This window comes from Taibaiella koreensis (assembly GCF_003545715.1).
Classification (GTDB): Bacteria; Bacteroidota; Bacteroidia; order Chitinophagales; family Chitinophagaceae; genus Taibaiella; species Taibaiella koreensis.
Window position 1 is genome coordinate 168,521 of sequence record NZ_QVNU01000004.1, and the last position, 17,134, is coordinate 185,654.

General features: G+C 50.6%; 15 protein-coding genes. 3 read left to right on the top strand and 12 right to left on the bottom strand.

Features of this window, described 5'->3' with window-relative positions; genetic code table 11:
- Window position 1: 1 nt before the first annotated feature.
- The 5 genes from DZK30_RS14410 to DZK30_RS26680 form a co-directional block, all read right to left on the bottom strand.
- Window positions 2-562: a K(+)-transporting ATPase subunit C gene (locus DZK30_RS14410; protein WP_118974850.1), complete on the bottom strand. Its 561-nt coding sequence runs from the start codon at window positions 560-562 to the stop codon at window positions 2-4.
- 31 nt (window positions 563-593) lie between these two features.
- Window positions 594-2,606 (bottom strand): potassium-transporting ATPase subunit KdpB, encoded by a 2,013-nt coding sequence (gene kdpB / locus DZK30_RS14415; RefSeq protein ID WP_118974851.1) that lies wholly within the window; start codon window positions 2,604-2,606, stop codon window positions 594-596.
- A gap of 14 nt (window positions 2,607-2,620) precedes the next feature.
- Window positions 2,621-4,309, bottom strand: a complete 1,689-nt coding sequence (kdpA, locus tag DZK30_RS14420) for a potassium-transporting ATPase subunit KdpA (RefSeq protein WP_118974852.1) — start codon at window positions 4,307-4,309, stop codon at window positions 2,621-2,623.
- A 24-nt stretch (window positions 4,310-4,333) separates the two neighbouring features.
- Window positions 4,334-4,411, bottom strand: a complete 78-nt coding sequence (kdpF, locus tag DZK30_RS26590; RefSeq protein ID WP_118975242.1) for a K(+)-transporting ATPase subunit F — start codon at window positions 4,409-4,411, stop codon at window positions 4,334-4,336.
- A gap of 103 nt (window positions 4,412-4,514) precedes the next feature.
- Entirely contained in the window at window positions 4,515-4,874 is a 360-nt protein-coding gene (locus DZK30_RS26680; protein WP_118974853.1) for a DUF7674 family protein, read from the bottom strand.
- Window positions 4,875-5,192: 318 nt separating this feature from the next.
- Between DZK30_RS26680 and DZK30_RS14435 the strand changes: the two genes are divergently transcribed.
- A complete protein-coding gene (locus DZK30_RS14435) occupies window positions 5,193-6,089 on the top strand; it encodes a hypothetical protein (RefSeq protein ID WP_118974854.1) in 897 nt (298 codons plus the stop codon).
- Window positions 6,090-6,237: 148 nt separating this feature from the next.
- On the opposite strand, the gene DZK30_RS14440 is transcribed toward DZK30_RS14435, so the two are convergent.
- The 7 genes from DZK30_RS14440 to DZK30_RS14470 all read right to left on the bottom strand — a co-directional run bounded on the left by DZK30_RS14440 (window position 6,238) and on the right by DZK30_RS14470 (window position 14,715).
- Window positions 6,238-7,620 carry a sigma-54-dependent transcriptional regulator gene (locus tag DZK30_RS14440; RefSeq protein WP_317125498.1) on the bottom strand — a complete coding sequence of 461 codons (1,383 nt, stop codon included), beginning with the start codon at window positions 7,618-7,620 and terminating at the stop codon, window positions 6,238-6,240.
- Between the two features lie 68 nt (window positions 7,621-7,688).
- Entirely contained in the window at window positions 7,689-8,615 is a 927-nt protein-coding gene (locus DZK30_RS14445; protein WP_205529452.1) for an alpha/beta hydrolase family protein, read from the bottom strand.
- A 160-nt stretch (window positions 8,616-8,775) separates the two neighbouring features.
- Window positions 8,776-9,114 carry a YciI family protein gene (locus tag DZK30_RS14450; protein WP_118975244.1) on the bottom strand — a complete coding sequence of 113 codons (339 nt, stop codon included), beginning with the start codon at window positions 9,112-9,114 and terminating at the stop codon, window positions 8,776-8,778.
- Between the two features lie 129 nt (window positions 9,115-9,243).
- Window positions 9,244-9,501 carry an ATP synthase F1 subunit epsilon gene (atpC, locus tag DZK30_RS14455; RefSeq protein ID WP_118974856.1) on the bottom strand — a complete coding sequence of 86 codons (258 nt, stop codon included), beginning with the start codon at window positions 9,499-9,501 and terminating at the stop codon, window positions 9,244-9,246.
- A gap of 35 nt (window positions 9,502-9,536) precedes the next feature.
- Window positions 9,537-11,042, bottom strand: coding sequence for a F0F1 ATP synthase subunit beta (gene atpD / locus DZK30_RS14460; protein WP_118974857.1), 1,506 nt, complete (start codon window positions 11,040-11,042; stop codon window positions 9,537-9,539).
- A gap of 157 nt (window positions 11,043-11,199) precedes the next feature.
- The gene (locus DZK30_RS14465) at window positions 11,200-12,681 is read right to left on the bottom strand and encodes a hypothetical protein (RefSeq protein WP_118974858.1); all 1,482 of its coding nucleotides are present in this window, start codon (window positions 12,679-12,681) and stop codon (window positions 11,200-11,202) included.
- Window positions 12,682-12,741: 60 nt separating this feature from the next.
- Window positions 12,742-14,715 carry a PI-PLC domain-containing protein gene (locus DZK30_RS14470; protein ID WP_118974859.1) on the bottom strand — a complete coding sequence of 658 codons (1,974 nt, stop codon included), beginning with the start codon at window positions 14,713-14,715 and terminating at the stop codon, window positions 12,742-12,744.
- A gap of 85 nt (window positions 14,716-14,800) precedes the next feature.
- Between DZK30_RS14470 and DZK30_RS14475 the strand changes: the two genes are divergently transcribed.
- Window positions 14,801-16,243: a hypothetical protein gene (locus DZK30_RS14475; protein ID WP_118974860.1), complete on the top strand. Its 1,443-nt coding sequence runs from the start codon at window positions 14,801-14,803 to the stop codon at window positions 16,241-16,243.
- Between the two features lie 41 nt (window positions 16,244-16,284).
- Window positions 16,285-17,085, top strand: coding sequence for an orotidine-5'-phosphate decarboxylase (gene pyrF, locus DZK30_RS14480; protein WP_118975245.1), 801 nt, complete (start codon window positions 16,285-16,287; stop codon window positions 17,083-17,085).
- Window positions 17,086-17,134: the final 49 nt, after the last annotated feature.

Here is a 17,134-nt window from a genome sequence, read left to right on the forward strand (position 1 = left end):
ATCATTTCAGGTCGTCCAGGGCGATGTTGAGCCGGAGCACATTGAGCTTCGCCGGGCCGAACAGACCCAGTAAGGGTTTTTCGGTCTGCTTGTCGATGAGCGCCACTAAGCTGGCTTCAGGGATACCACGCAGACGGGCTATACGGGAGGCTTGTACCCGGGCTGCTTGCAGGGAGATATTGGGATCCAGGCCGCTACCGCTGGCCGTCACCATATCGACAGGTATCTGCGCCCGGTTGATGCCAGGGTTGTGTACCAGGAACGTATCGATGCGGTCTTTCACCGTTTGCAGGAATTCAGGATTGTTGGGTCCCTTATTGCTACCGCCGCTACCAGCGGCATTATAGCCTACTGCCGATGGCCGGGACCAGAAGTAACGGTCATCAGTAAAAGATTGCCCGATATTGGCATAATAGGTTTTTCCCTTCCATTCGATCATTTCACCCTTTCCTTTTCCGGGCGTCAGCCGGGCAAAACCCAACAGGATCAAAGTATACAGGCCGGAAAGCAGGACCAGGCTTAATAAAGTCAGCTTGATGGAAGGCCAGAGGAACTGTTTCATTGTTGATGCTTATTTGTATAAAAGATTAAATTCAGAGGAACAGGCTTACGATCATGTCGATCAGCTTGATCCCGATAAAGGGTACGATAATACCGCCAAGGCCATAGAGGAACAAGTTGCGTCGCAGGAGGGCCGAAGCGCCGATAGGCTTGTAGGCCACACCTTTTAGCGCCAACGGGATCAGCAGCGGGATAATGATCGCGTTGAAGACCACCGCGGAGAGAATCGCGCTCTGCGGGCTGTGCAGCGCCATAATGTTGAGTCCTTGCAGGGCCGGTACCGCAGTAATGAACAGGGCCGGGATAATGGCAAAATACTTGGCAACATCGTTGGCAATGGAAAAGGTGGTAAGTGTGCCCCTGGTCATCAGCAGTTGCTTACCTATCTCTACCACTTCGATCAGCTTGGTAGGATCGTTGTCCAGGTCTACCATATTACCCGCCTCTTTGGCGGCCTGAGTACCACTGTTCATAGCAACGCCCACATCGGCCTGCGCCAGGGCGGGTGCATCGTTGGTGCCGTCGCCCATCATGGCCACCAGGCGGCCTTCCGACTGTTCGCGGCGTATATAGTTCATTTTATCTTCAGGCTTTGCTTCGGCAATGAAGTCGTCCACGCCGGCCTTTTCTGCGATATACTTTGCCGTTAGCGGATTGTCGCCGGTGACCATCACCGTTTTAATGCCCATCTTGCGCAGGCGTTGGAAGCGCTCCTGTATGCCCGGCTTGATAATGTCCTGCAACTCGATCACGCCAATGGCCTCTTCATTTTCCGATACAACCAACGGCGTACCACCGTTGCCGGATATCTGTTTTACCTGCTCTTCGATCGCAGCCGGGAAAGTGTTTCCGGCGCGGACAACGATATTACGGATCGCATCGGTGGCTCCTTTCCGGATACGTGTATCGCTAAAGTCGATACCGGAGCACCGGGTCTCGGCCGTGAACTTGATAAAACGGGGCTCTGCGGCATTATAGCTGCGTGGATCCACTTTTGCCAGCTCGATGATCGATTTACCCTCTGGTGTCTCATCGGCCATTGAGCTTAGCACGGAGGCACGTACAAAACGCTTCTCCTCCACTCCGGCTACCGGATAGAAATGCGTAGCCCTGCGGTTACCTATAGTAATGGTTCCGGTCTTATCCAATAGCAGCACATCAATGTCCCCTGCGGTTTCGACTGCCTTACCGCTTTTGGTGATCACATTGGCTCTGAGAGCACGGTCCATGCCTGCAATACCAATGGCAGACAACAGGCCGCCGATCGTAGTGGGAATAAGACATACAAACAAGGCAATGAAGGAAGCTATGGTAATGGAGATATTGGCAAAATCGCCAAAGGGTTTCAGCGTGGTGCACACGATCACGAAGACAAGGGTGAATCCAGCCAGCAATATCGTGAGCGCGATCTCGTTAGGCGTCTTTTGCCTGCTGGCGCCTTCTACCAGGGCAATCATCTTGTCCAGGAAGCTCTCGCCGGGTTGTGTAGTCACCTGTACTTTCACCTTATCCGACAGCACTTTGGTACCACCGGTCACACTGCTTTTATCGCCGCCGGCTTCCCGGATCACCGGGGCCGATTCGCCTGTAATGGCACTTTCGTCGATGGTAGCCAGACCTTCGATGATCTCACCGTCGGCGGGAATAATGTCGCCGGCTTCACAGAGAAAAACATCGCCTTTGCGCAGCTCGGAGGAAGAGACGATCTTGCCATCGGCCAGCCGTGCAGGTGTTTCCTCCCTTGTCTTGCGCAAGCTGTCGGCCTGAGCCTTGCCCCTGGCTTCGGCTATGGCTTCGGCGAAATTGGCGAATAGCAGGGTAAGCAATAGCACCAGGAAGACGATAAGGTTGTACCCAAAGCCACCCTGCCCTTTTTCGCCTGCCAGTATCCACAGGCAAACAAAGAACATAATGAAGGTGCCGATCCACACCGTGAACATGACCGGGTTCCGGAACATGGTACGGGGATGCAGCTTTACAAAGGATTGCCGCAAGGCCTCGCCGACCAGTTCCTTTTGAAATAAAGATTTATGCTGGGATTTCATGTACAGTTATTGTTTTATTTGGAAGAAAAGCACTCAGCAATAGGGCCAAGGGTGAGTGCGGGAAAGAAGGCCAGGGCTGCAACGATGGCGATCACTGCCAGGGTCATAAAGCCGAAAGTGGGTGTGTCGGTCTGCAAGGTACCGGCACTTTCAGGGATATATTTCTTGCCTCCCAGGATGCCGGCTATAGCTACAGGCCCTATGATAGGGAGGTAACGACCCAGGATGAGTACAAAACCGGTAGTAATGTTCCACCAGGGCGTGTTGTCGCCCAGACCTTCGAAGCCACTGCCATTGTTTGCTGCGCTGGAGGTGTATTCGTACAAGATCTCGCTAAAGCCGTGGAAGCCCGGATTATTGAGCGTGCCGGAGGTATATTGCGGGAAAGCCGTTGCCAGGGCTGTGCCTGCCAGTATAAGCAGGGGATGCAGCAAAGCAATGATCATCGCGATCTTCATTTCCCGTGCTTCTATCTTCTTGCCCAGGAACTCGGGTGTGCGGCCTACCATGAGTCCACTGATGAACACGGCCAGGATAATGAAGATAAAGTAGTTGAGTATTCCTACCCCGCAGCCGCCGTAAAAGCAGTTGATCATCATCGCCAGCAGCTCGTTCATACCTGATAGCGGCATATGGCTGTCGTGCATGGAATTGATAGAGCCGGTGGAGATCACGGTAGTGGCGATGCTCCAGTAGCCGGCCGCGGCGGCACCCAGGCGCACTTCCTTGCCTTCCATATTGCCCAGGCTGTTGTCGATACCCATATGCGCGATAGCCGGATTGCCTTTGGCTTCCATATAAGTGTTGGGAATCGCCAACGCGAGGAAGCCGAGTGTCATGACGCCGAAGATCACCCAGGCCATGCGCTTGCGGCGGATAAAAATGCCGAAAGCAAAAACCATAGCAAAGGGGATCAGCATTTGCGCGACCATTTCGATCATGTTGCTGCCGTAGCCGGGGTTTTCCAACGGGTGTGCGCTATTAGTACCGAAAAAGCCGCCACCGTTGGTGCCCAGGTGCTTGATGGGTACAAAAGCTGCGACCGGACCAGTGGACACCTGCATGGTATCTCCCCGGAGCCCGATCGTCTGCTGTTTACCTTCCATCGTCATCGGGGTGCCGGAGAACAGCAGCATAATACCCATGATAAGCGAAAGCGGGAGCAGGATACGGGTGCATGTCTTGAGATAGTCGCTGAAAAAATTACCAAAGGTTTTGTGCGTGCCTTTACGCAGCGCGCGAAAGAGCAGCACTGCACCCACCATACCCGTGGCAGCAGTGGTGAACTGCAGGAACATAAGGTACAATTGTCCCAGGTAGCTCACTCCCGATTCTCCCGAGTAGTGCTGCAGGTTGCAGTTGACCAGGAAAGAGATCGTGGTGTTGAAGGCCAGGTGTGCGCCCTGGCTGGGATTGTGGTCGGGATTGAGCGGCAGCCAGGCCATGTTCATAAGGATGAACATGCCAAGCAGGAACCATACGAGGTTAATTACCAGAAGCGCCACCAGGTTCTTCTGCCAGCTCCAGCTCTCTGCGGGGTCAACACCGCTTATCCGGAAAAACAATCGCTCGAGAGGACCCAGCACAGGATCGAGAAAAGTGCGCTGACCATCGTAGACACGGGCAATATATTTGCCCAGAGGCAAGGCCAGCAGCAGGGTGATGAGGAACATGGCAAGGATGCCTATTATTTCCGTATTCATTGATTCATTAAGATTTTAAACAGCTTAGAATTTCTCCGGCTTCAGCAGCACATAGCACATATAGCCGAAAACCAGGATAGCGATGATAAATAAGGCGATCATTGTGCTTGAATTAGATTTTTTCAAAGAAATCGATGGACTTGAAGAACAGTCCGAAGCAGGCAAGGCCCGCAAGGATCAGGAGCGTGACAAGCATAAAGGAGATTTAAATGCCGGAACGGTAGAACTGGCGTACATAAATGGAATAAAGGCTGCCTGGGACGCAGGCCATGATGTGCTGTCTTTCATGAACATCACAGGTAGCGACCATGCTACCCAGCCGGTACACGAAGATGTTCTCTATGGCGGTACGCACCAGTTGGTCGCCTTTGTAGTAAAGGCGGTCCATCAGCTTCATGCATTTACTGACCATGAAGAGGTTGTGCTCATCTATCAAATGCCGGGTATGCCGGGTGAAAATGGTGATGAGCTGAAAGGGATTTTTGCGGGTTATAACCGCAGCAATTTCTTTTCTGACTTCGGGGATTTCGGCAGCGATAAGATCGGCGGCTTCAAAATGATTCATTGTATCAGGTATTGTTACGTGCAGGATATACCAAATCCCGTTCCGAAGGGCCGAAATTCCCTTCAATAACCTGATAATGAATTTGTTGAGAAATAATGAGTGATTCTTTTCAGTGTCGAAACCTTATCAAAATGATAGGTTTTTCTCAAAATAGAAGGAGCTATTTTATTTTATGAGAAAACCTGACACGAAGTGGTTGGTAAACGGTAAAGCAAAATGAAATTTGCAAGAGAAACATAAAATATGTATCTTAGACAAAGATCAAACGCTTAAATATTGGACCTTTTTAAAGTATTTATTAATTGGCTAAAACCGGCTATGCCGTGGATATTTGTTTGTGCTGGCATTCTGTTATTGACCTATGGCACATTCGGGCCTTTTGACGACACATCTAAGGTCAGTAAATACCTGATCGGGCTGGGCACTTCCATTCTGGCCAGTGGTGTCTTTGCAGCCGTTCTTAAATCGATGCAGCTAATGGATGTCTTCAGGAAAGACCTGCTCGGTATCATATATGAAGCCAGGTACCTGGAAGGAAGAAATGACCTTGAAGATATTTGGGAAAGGGTATCGAAGATCATGTTCAAAGACAAGTTTCCCAAAATATCCAGGGAGGTAATGCACGATGTAAAAAAGATATACTTCCCTACCGAATCGGTTTTATACTACGATAACTATGATCAAACACTGGAAATAGAGCTCTTAGATGAGGCATCTGGCATGATAAAGGTTACACAGCACTCTTCTTATATTGTGTATACGACAGACAGCGACAAGCCTTTTGACCATAAAACAACCAATACGATCATCTTCAACAAGGATAGAGCGGAGGTTACCTTCAGTATTATAGAATACAAAGTGAATGGAGAAGATAAAACGCCAATGCAATCGGAAATTTCAGATGGCAATAAACTAAAGACATTTTGTATCGTCCAACTATCAGGTGCAACGGAATATAAGTTTCAAACGACAATAGAGAAAACCTATTCCCTACATCACGATAGCGAAATAGGCGTTATGAAAGACTTTATCATACACGATTTCAAATTAAAAGTCTTACTGACAGGTAATTTGAAAATACGATTTTGCAGTGTAGGAACGTTAAAAAGCTTTCAGCCTAAAACTTTCAAAAGAGCTAATTGTTACGAATATGAATACAGAGGAATAATATATCCCAAACAAGGATATTTAATGTGTATCGAGAAAAAACACTAAATTTGTTTTTAATTCTCACAAAACCCCATTCTTTGCTTATGAACAGAACAGAAATTAAGTGCGATATTGACACAGGTTCTTAATATGTAATACCAACCCCAAAGCCCGGATAAAACCGGGCTTTTTTGTTATCAATGAAATAAGTCGATTAAGATAGCTTGTATTCTTCGATCTTTCGGTAAAGCGTTGCGATACCGATGCCAAGCAACCGGGCAGCTTCGGCTTTGTTACCTTCGGTATAATTGAGCACCTTTTGGATATGCAGCTTTTCTACGCCTTCAAGCGAAAAAGCCGAAATGGCCTTATCGGCCGGAGCGGGCGCGCTGCGCAGCTCATAAGGCAAATCGCCGGTATCGAGCACGCCGCTGTCATTAAGGATCACGCTGCGCTCGATCACATTCTTCAGCTCTCTTATATTACCCTTCCAGGGTTGCTGCTGTAAGGCTTTGATGTATCCGGCATCGATACCGCTGATCTTCTTATTCATTTTCAGTCCGGTATCCTGTGCAAAATGTTCTGCCAGCAGCCCTATATCCTGCACACGATCGCGCAAAGGCGGCAGTACAATCTGGAATACTGAGAGGCGGTAAAAAAGATCGCTACGGAAATGTGCCTGTCCGATCTCCGCTTCCAGGTTGCGATTGGTAGCGGCAATGATGCGTACATCCACACGGACAGGCTGCGTAGCGCCCACCTTCAGGAACTCACCTGTTTCCAGCACACGCAGCAATTTGGCTTGCAATTCGATGGCCATCTCACCTATTTCGTCAAGAAAGACGGTACCGGTATGCGCCTCTTCGAATAAGCCTTTTTTATCCTTCATGGCGCCGGTGAAAGCACCGGCCAGATGGCCAAACAATTCACTTTCGAGCAGCTCTTTGCTGAAGGCTGAGCAGTTGAGCGCTACAAAAGGATTCCGGCTTCGTTTGCTCTCGTAATGGATAGCCTGCGCAAACACTTCCTTGCCTGTACCCGTCTCGCCCAGCAGCAATACCGAGGTGTCGGTTTGCGCTACTTTGCGCCCCAGCTCTATAGCTTGCTGTATACCCTTGGAATGGCCGAGAATACTATCGAAAGCATATTTCTTACCCACCTGCCGTTCCAGCTGGTGTACGCGCCTGGCCAGCTTCACCTTGTCCATAGCTTTATGCAGCAGGGGGATCAGCTTATTGTTATCGTCGCCTTTGACCATATAATCGAAAGCGCCGTTCTTGATGGCCTGCACGCTATCGGGGATATTGCCATATGCCGTTAGCAGGATCACTTCGGCATGAGGTTGCTTCTCCTTGACCTTTTGCACAAAAGAGACACCATCGCCATCGGGCAGGCGCACATCGCTGATGATCACATCGTAGTCACTGGCGGCCAGCAGCTTCTGCGCCGCCTTGATGTTGTCGGCCTGTACCACGTCAAAGCCTTCCAGGCCAATGATGCGTGCCATCAGCAACCGCAGCTTTTTTTCGTCGTCGATTAAGAGTATCCTACCCAAAGTATTACCAGCTTGAGGCGCAAAAGTAGAGATTAAATCCAATTTTGCTCATGCTAATCCTTCAGGCATAGTACTATACTTATCGCGCCGGCGGCGGAACATACGCAAGATCACTCTGCCTGCAGCTCCTCTTTGCTAAAGCGGATCGTGCATTGACTGCCGGTATCGGCCAGGATGTGCGCCGCTATGATGCGGCTTGTGGGTTGCAGGGTAGAAAAGTGGTCTTTACCTTTTAAGATAAAAAAATGCGCCAGGGGACTGTCTTCTTTACCCGCATGCTCCAGGGCTTTTAAGGCATCGTAGTTGCCGGCGGCACCTTCAAATACGAACAAGGGCGCCGTAAGCGAATGCAGCCACAGCACAGGGCTGCGCAGCTTGAGCTCCTGCTCGTTCCGGGGATCGAAGTTAAGGTCGGCAGGGTCGTAATTATCGATAGCTGCGGCAGCGCCAAAGCTGAAGGCAGCCCGGAACAGATTGCTGTATTCTGCCGCCAGGATCACCTTAGTACCGCCGGTGCTGTGCCCGCCCAGGTAGATTCTTTTCGGATCGATCCCCGGCTGCTGCGCCAGGTATTTTGCCGCAGCAACGATGTCGTCGATCTCACCATAGCAAGTCTCGTCTGTACCTGGATTCTCGTTGCCGCCTCTTAACGAAGGATACATCATCACAATCCCTGCTTCCCGGATCACGGCAGCTGATTGGTCATTTTCCGGTTCCTGTGCGCTCCATACATCACCGATATCGTTGCCCCAGCCACCAATGATCCAGATCATAGCGGGATGCCGCTTTCCGTCATCAGGGATCTTGCTCAGGTAGGCCGACATATTGCCTATGGCGGTGGGATAGGATACGATGCGGAATAACTCCGGTGGCGGCTCCGGCACAGCCCCTTTAACGCCGGCCTGTTTCAGCGGGTGGGTAACAAAGCCTTTACGGGCGTCTTTCAGCGACACACCGTGATCGGCGCTTTTACCGCCGGGAAGGCCGCAGGACGCTGCCAGTAATGCAAAAGCGACGCAAAATAACCCTTGTTTCATTGTATTAAGGTTTAATAGCTGTAAAAATAACGGCTGAATACTAATGCAGCGTTCTCCGGCCAATAATAGAGAATAATTTAACAGCCTTACTACTTTCCCTTATCGTAAAAAAAGCCCTGCCGGGAAATCGGGCAGGGCTTTACAATAGTATCGTTACAGGTTACATCACAGGGTCTACGCTTCTTACTTCGACACTGCCGCCTACCTGCAGGATAGGGCAGCCCCCGGCAATGGTTACGGCCTCTTCGTAAGAGGCAGCCTTGATCATGGTGTAGCCGCCCAGCACTTCCTTGATCTCGCTGTAAGGGCCGTCGGTAACCAGGCCGGGCTTCACTACCCTTCCGGTCTCGGCTAGCCGGTTGCCGCGATCGGCCAGCTGGCCGCGGGCAGCAATACTACCGATCCAGTCCATCCATTTTTGGGTCATCGCCTGCATTTCTTCGGGCGAGCCCTGAGGCTTACCGCCTTCTCTACGGAACAATAAAAGAAAATCCTGCATAATTTGCGTTTTTATAAGGGTTAAAAACAAATAACAATCGGGAGCCGGTAAAATAGGACAGGCCGGCAAAATAAATACAAAAAAAGTCCCGGCAGTACCGGGACTTTTCATTTTTTGCTGCCGGGCAGCCTAGTAAGAAACAGATTCCGCTCCCTCCAGCAAAACAGTGGTCTTATTGTTGAGTGTCTCAACAAATCCGCCTGTAATATTATAGGTCTCGTTATTGCTCTTGTCCTTCAGTATCTTCATTTTGCCTTCGCCCAGGGCGGCAACCATGGGTGCGTGGTTCTGCAGGATCTCGAAAGAGCCTTCCACACCGGGTAGCTGAACGCCATAAACAGTGCCGCTGAAAACCTTATGCTCGGGAGTTAATATTTCTAATTGCATATAGCAAATTCAAATTAATAGTTCAAAATCCAAAATTAGTTTTTGGCTTGCTCCATCAGCTTCTTGCCCTTGGCGATCGCATCGTCGATGTTACCTACCAGGTTGAAGGCGGCTTCAGGATACTCATCCACTTCACCGTCCATGATCATATTGAAACCACGGATCGTTTCTTCGATAGGAACCAATACACCCTGCAGACCGGTAAACTGCTCGGCCACGTGGAAGGGCTGGGAAAGGAAACGCTGCACACGACGGGCGCGGCTTACGGTTTGCTTATCTTCTTCGCTCAACTCATCCATACCCAGGATTGCGATGATATCCTGCAATTCCTTGTAGCGCTGGAGGATCAGCTTCACACGGTTGGCACAATTATAATGTGCTTCACCTACGATCGCTGCGGTCAGGATACGGGAAGTAGAATCCAGAGGATCCACCGCCGGATAGATACCCAGATCCGCGATCTTACGGGACAATACAGTGGTTGCATCCAGGTGGGCAAAAGTAGTCGCAGGCGCCGGATCGGTCAAGTCATCCGCAGGTACATATACAGCCTGTACGGAGGTAATAGAACCGGATTTGGTAGAAGTGATACGTTCCTGCATCAGACCCATTTCTGTAGCCAGGGTCGGCTGGTAACCTACCGCCGAAGGCATACGGCCCAGCAGTGCCGATACTTCGGAACCGGCCTGGGTAAAACGGAAGATGTTATCTACGAAGAACAGGATGTCCTTACCTTTTCCTTTACCGTCGCCATCACGGAAATATTCCGCCATGGTCAGACCGGAAAGGGCCACACGGGCACGGGCCCCGGGAGGTTCGTTCATCTGTCCGAAAACGAAAGTTGCTTTTGACTCTTTCAGACCTTCCAGGTCAACGGCGTTCAGGTCCCATCCGCCTTCTTCCATGCTGTGCGCAAATTTCTCGCCGTATTTTACGATACCGGCTTCGATCATTTCGCGCATCAGGTCATTTCCTTCACGGGTACGCTCACCCACACCGGCAAATACAGACAGACCGCCGTGGCCTTTGGCAATGTTGTTGATCAGCTCCTGGATCAGTACGGTCTTACCTACACCCGCACCGCCAAACAGACCGATCTTACCACCTTTTGCATAGGGCTCGATCAGATCGATTACTTTAATACCTGTGAACAGTACTTCGGTAGAAGTGCTCAGTTCATCAAACTTTGGTGGTCTGGCGTGGATCGGACGGGTTGTGGTCCGGTCGGGCTGGGGCAAACCGTCAATCGCATCACCGGTCACATTGAACAGACGACCGTTGATCTGGTCTCCCGTAGGCATGGCGATGGCTTTACCGGTATCGGTTACAGCCAGGCCGCGTACCAGGCCTTCGGTACCGTCCATTGCCACGCAACGAACGCTGTCTTCTCCAAGGTGCTGCTGTACTTCCAATACCAGCTTTTCACCGTTCTCACGGGTCAGCTCAAGGGCATTGTAGATTTCAGGTAATTTGCTGTCGGAAGAGAAATGAACGTCGACAACGGGGCCGATGATTTGCTTGATTTTACCAACGTTAGGCATATCAAAAATTAAATTTTTTTATAAAGAGATTTTCAATTCGGCTGCAAAAGTAAGCTATATTCTTAAAAAAAGGAAATAATCTCAAAAAGATGGTTAAGAGAAAGGAATTTTTTTTACGAAAAATGTGCGTTGTTCAGACTTATATTATGCTCATCGATCACTGATCAAAGGAGGTTATCGCATTTCTACGTATGTCTTCGGGAAAGGTGGCTAGCGCTGCTTCGAGCTGCCGGGTATTTGCTGTTTGCCGACCCTTATCTTCCAGGTTGTCGTTGTAATGCAGGAAAAGGTAGTAGAACAGCAACCTGTTATACAGGTCCAGCCGGCTGTCGCGGATCACTTGCAGCATTTTGTTTTCTGTAATTTCCGGTGTTCCCGTCTCCGACAGCGCTCTTCCGATCCTGCTGATGCTGCCCCGGTAATGATTACCGGCTTCGGCTGCGTAATGAAAAATGGTTCCCAATAACAACACAGGAACATCGAAATCCAGTGCTTCCAGCTCTCTGATATAAGTCTTACGCCCAACCCATGCATAGCTGGCATCGCTCCTGCGATCGAAGTGGTCATTCATAATGTCCAGGTGCGCCCTCAGGAAAATATCCCAGTTTACCGCTTCTGCCGAAAGCCGGGCAATGGCCTGCGCATGAATACGTGGCGACTCATCCTGGCTGCAGCCACCGACCACTAATCTTCTGCGCTTAAGCTCCAATGCATTGGCCGGGCTATCGTATCGTTCCACGATATCTTCAAACATATCAACGTCGACGATACCAGCACCCTTAAGCGCCAGGTCAAGTGCATGTCGAAACTTTGCTTTAAACAATGGTCTTGCCGACAACGAATCGATCTTTATCCATCTTAGGGAATCACGGCGTTCGCGATAGCGACTATATGTTTCGGCGCCGCCATCTTTATAGTCTTCCTCTGGCATGCGAATTGACCCATTCACAAATGCAAGGAATCCGTCGGGGCTATTCTTTTCCGGTACCCGAGGTCCCCATATATAGTGTTCTGCTGCATTATCCCTAAGCACCCGGTAGTTGGTATCAACCATGCAATCTACATACTGGATCATACGGGCATATTCAAGCGGGATTGCCTGTGCCGTAAAATCTGCTGTAACATACAAGGCTTCTAAGTGAGCTAATGAATTATCGTCGCCTTCGCGATATGCAAATACCCATTGCCCGACCACAGGTTTCAGATACTTTCCGCCAGAATCGGTTACGGTAACTGTATATTCATAATGATTATCCAGCTTCATCAGCCTAAATTCGGTGAGTACCTTACCCTCATCCATGCTTTGTGTTCTTACTGCCAGGTAATCCCGTTTTATCTCTGCCCTGGGAAACTGCTGTACGAAATCTTCAAGATTGATCCCCGCTTCGATCGCATCCTTAGCCCGCACGGCATCCGGCCCAAAGAGGTCGAGATAATGCGCTTTGCCCTGATCGACGGCGGTATAGTCCGGGTGATCGTTGCACACTTTAAACTTCAGGTTCAGGGAGTCGACAATATGTTTCAATTGACCTACTGTTGTCTCAGAGTAGATCAGCCCATTGGCATATTGCCTGAATTCCTGTGCCCGCGTTTTTAAGACAAACAGGAAGAGGAATAAGATAATGGTGTTCTTTTTCATGCTGGATGTTTAGGTCATTTACAAAACGTAGCGTCCTGGTTTTTCATATACGTGACCGCTTTATTTATGATACAATGCGTTCCGGTTAAGACCGACGCAGATGTCGGTGATCCAGCTGCCTGCCACATCGACATATAGGATATTGGGTTTGTTTTCCCTATCGATGATACCGTCCTTCATCCATCCCTGCAGCTGTGCATCCAGGTAACGGTTGGCCCAAAGCGCAAGGCTGATGATGCTTTTATTTTTCTTGATCGCATTGATCAGTAACAAAGCGCCATCCAGCAGCAGGTTGGCATCTTCCGACTGGAACTGGCTGCAGCTGAGTGCGGCTTCCTGACCGATCTGGGTCAGCTGCCAGTCGACCCTGATGATATCGTTCTGATCGACCTTCCCTTTCAGTCTGCTGAAAAATTGCCGCTGCGACCGGAACAACGTATCGATGCTGTTGGTTCCGGCATAGCTGCGTTTGTAGTTAAAAAAGGCATCTGATTGGTCTTTCATTGTATTTAAGACGATACCATATTGGGGCAGATCATACTCTTCAAAGGAAACGATCACTTTTCCCGCGAGCTCTTGCAGCGGTATCTCACCGATACGCCGGCCCGCCGGGTAGAAGATCCTGTCTGTGCCCAATACTGCAGCGATGCTTTTACCCTGCTCCTCTATGCTCATACGGCGGTCACAAAAGTGGCAAAAGCTCAGCAATACGATTTCCTGCGGATGAACTTCCAGGAAACGCTTTACGCTATGCAGCACCGAATCGAGCCGCTCACCGTATCCGCCACCTACGGCATCGTCCATACAATCGGAAGGGGCATGTTTTGTATACAAGGCGCCCTGGTAATGATCGATACGAAGATCGAACATCCGGATGCCGGCACGTAGTTGCTGTGCCACAGAAAGTTTTTGTGTCAGCGTATTGCATTCATTGATGGTGTAGGTGCTTTTGCCGCCCAGTCCGTTCAGGATCGACATGCCGGCATCGTGTGCGCCGGGGAGCACGATATCTTTCAAGGTATAATGCGCCTTACCGGGAAATAAAGTCGCTCCCATCCAGGAAGCAGGATCGTAGGCATCCCCATAAGCCACATACACCAGGCTATCGGCGCCGGTATAAGCGATGAGCACATCTTCCGCCTGCGAAGAACAGGTAGACACAGGCGTTGACGCATTCAGGAAACCGGGAACAGCCGCTATTTCGCCGGAACCCGACGCTGCCGCTACCTGGTAGTACCATTGCCGGTCGCTCCTGCTGCGCCACAGGCTTATCGATCGCTCCTCGTCGAAAAAGCAGGTCATGGCGGTTATGGCCGCTGTACTGACAAGCACCTTTTCCGGACCAAAAACATCCTTTGCCTCATCATAATCCTGATAGCTTATTTGCGAGCCGTTGCTGCGATAGCAGCGCACTGCCCCGTTCACCACAGCCATGCCATTAAGCACGGCCGACCGGTTGCCCTTTAGCTCCCGGAACGACGACGGGTGTAGCTTACCATCGGCCGTCACGCTTAATACAGCCATCCATTGACGGTCTTTGCCACGTGTGCGGTTGACCAGCACTATTTTTCCCGAAGCAGAGACTGCTATAAGCCCGTCGCCGCCAGTACCCGCGACAATAGCCAGTACCTGTACCGGCAAGGCTTCCCATTGACATTGTCCCGCACAATGCTTATACCGCACAACGCCGGCGGTATCCAGCCAAAGCAGGTAGCGATCCGTACCGGCGTTGACCAGGGCCGGCTGCACCCGGGTTACCGCATCATCCAAAACGATTTCACGGGGATTAGGACTTTCATTATCGAGCCAGGAAGCCATATGTATTTTTCCTTGGTCTCCCGGGCTTTTCCAGGCCGCCAGGTATTCGCCGGCAGTATGCAGCAAAGCCACGCCTTTATCGCTCCGCGCCTGCGGCGTAAGCTGCACAGGCTGCTGAAACGATAATTGCTGTGCACCGGCGAAAGGCGCAAGTATGATCAACAGAAAATACAGCGACAGACCGTGAAAAAAAATATTGGGATATCGGGTATTCATAGGTATCCTGTAGGCGGCCAAGATACAATTTTTGCAGGTGTTCCCGCCCGGAGCTATCTTTATCCCTGTTAAATATCATTGGCCTATGCCCCGGATCGTTACACTGCTTTTACTTTTATCAATTGCCTTCACTGCCGGCGCCCAGGATGCCGGTTACTGGAACAATGATTACAATCCCGGCGGCTATGTAACCCCGGGCGCCGTAATTGCCAGCGACAACGACAGCGGCTTTTTTTATTATAATCCCGCCGTGATGGCATTGCATCCGAAGACCTCTGTATCCGTCTCGGCCAACGTCTATCAATACCGGAATACCCGGATACGGAATGCCGTGGGCCAGGGTCTTCCGCTACGCAGCCGGGAAGCGCGTATTATTCCCCAGCTGGTTTCGGGCACTATACTCCTGAACCGCAAGAATAACCTCACCATCGGCTATTCTTTGATCAACCGTCCTATCCTGGACTTCCAGGCGACCCAGCGGCAGGACAAAAAAATGAATGTGCTCGACGACAGCTACAGCCCGGGACCGGAGTATTATATAGGCCAGTATTCGGCCCGTAATAACCAGACCCAGACCATAGGCAGCATCGGCGCAGGCCTGAAACTAAACTCCCATCTGGCAGTAGGCATTACCGCAGAGGGACAGCTATTCAACCAGGATCTGTACCAGCACAATACCTCCCGGGCATTGTACAATACCGATACCAGTATAGCTACACCGCCTGTAGCCGCGTTCCAGGCCGACTATGATCTTACCTACTGGCATGTAGGCATCCGCTTCAAAGCCGGACTGGCTTACGAAGCCGGCCGCCACCACTTTGGCTTGCTGCTCACGACGCCGATGATATCGGTAAAAGGCCGCGCTATTCTCAACAGCGACATACTGATCTCCAATGTTGTGCTCCCGCAGGTTGGCATCGCGATTAATGTATTGGCCAATGGCCGGCAAACGGGTTTGCCTGTAACGTACAAGATGCCCTTAAGCATTGCTGCAGGCTATGCCTTCGACTACGGCAGGGGACAATGCTACGTGGTCGCAGAATATTTCCCGAAGCTGAGCCATTATGAAATTGTATCACCCCGGAACGAGTCGTTCCTGCGTCCCGATACCGGCAGCAATAACCAACGCACGCAGGAATTCCTTGAATTTTCGGAAGAGCGCGCCAGCGTGCTCAATGTTGGTCTGGGCTGGAGCTACGAGCTTAATACCGACATCACCCTGCTGGCCTCGCTGGCAACAAACAATACTTATATTCCCCGGCGTCCCGGTGACGAAGAATATGCAGGGCAGGCGCCTTATACACTCAACTGGAATACCTATAACTGCCAGCTGGGCGGCCAGTTCCGCCGGCAGCGTCTGCACCTCCGCGCAGGTCTGCTACTGACCTACGGCCGTACCGGTCAATACCTGCAGCCCATCAATTTCGATACGCCTACAGACGAAAACCTGCTCAACGGGCAGCAGATAAGAGTAGCGGCCAGCACTTTCGCTATTGGCCTTATGCTGTCCTATATTCATAATTTTTAACTGTGTCCATCCTCCGGATGCTTTTTTTTATTTTTGCAGGTATGAACAGACAATCGCTGATCGACCAGATCCGGAAAAAGAAATCTTTTCTTTGCGTAGGACTGGATACCGATATAACCAAGATACCCCAACATCTTTTTGCAACGGAGGATCCGGTATTTGAATTCAATAAGGCTATTATCGACGCCACCAAAGACCATACCGTTGCCTATAAGATCAATACTGCTTTTTATGAGGCCCAGGGCCTGAAAGGTTGGAGCAGTATGGGCAAAACGCTGGATTATATTCCAAAGAATATTTTTACCATTGCCGACGCCAAACGCGGCGATATTGGCAATACGGCCGAACAGTATGCCAAGACCTTTTTCGATACCTATCCCTACGACAGTGTAACGGTAGCGCCTTATATGGGAAAAGACAGCGTAACACCCTTCCTCCAATTTCCGGGCAAATGGGCTATCGTGCTGGGCCTCACCAGCAATGAAGGCAGCCGGGACTTCCAACTGCAACCCAGCGGCGACGGGCTGCTCTATGAAAAAGTATTGCAAACGGTCGCCTCCTGGGGCTCGGTCGACAATACCATGTTTGTGGTAGGCGCCACCCAAAAAGAGCAGCTGGAGCGGATACGGAAGATCGTTCCCGATCACTTCCTGCTGATACCCGGTGTTGGGGCCCAGGGCGGAGATATGGCCACGGTAGCACGTACGGCAATGAACAAAGATGTAAGCATACTGGTCAACGTAAGCCGCGGTATTATCTTTGCCGGCAGCGGCAACGACTTTGCCGACCAGGCGGCCAAAGCGGCTGCTACGTACCGCGAGGAGATGGAAAGCTATTTCTGATCATACACTGCAATACCATACAAAAGCCGGCTGCTAACAGCCGGCTTTT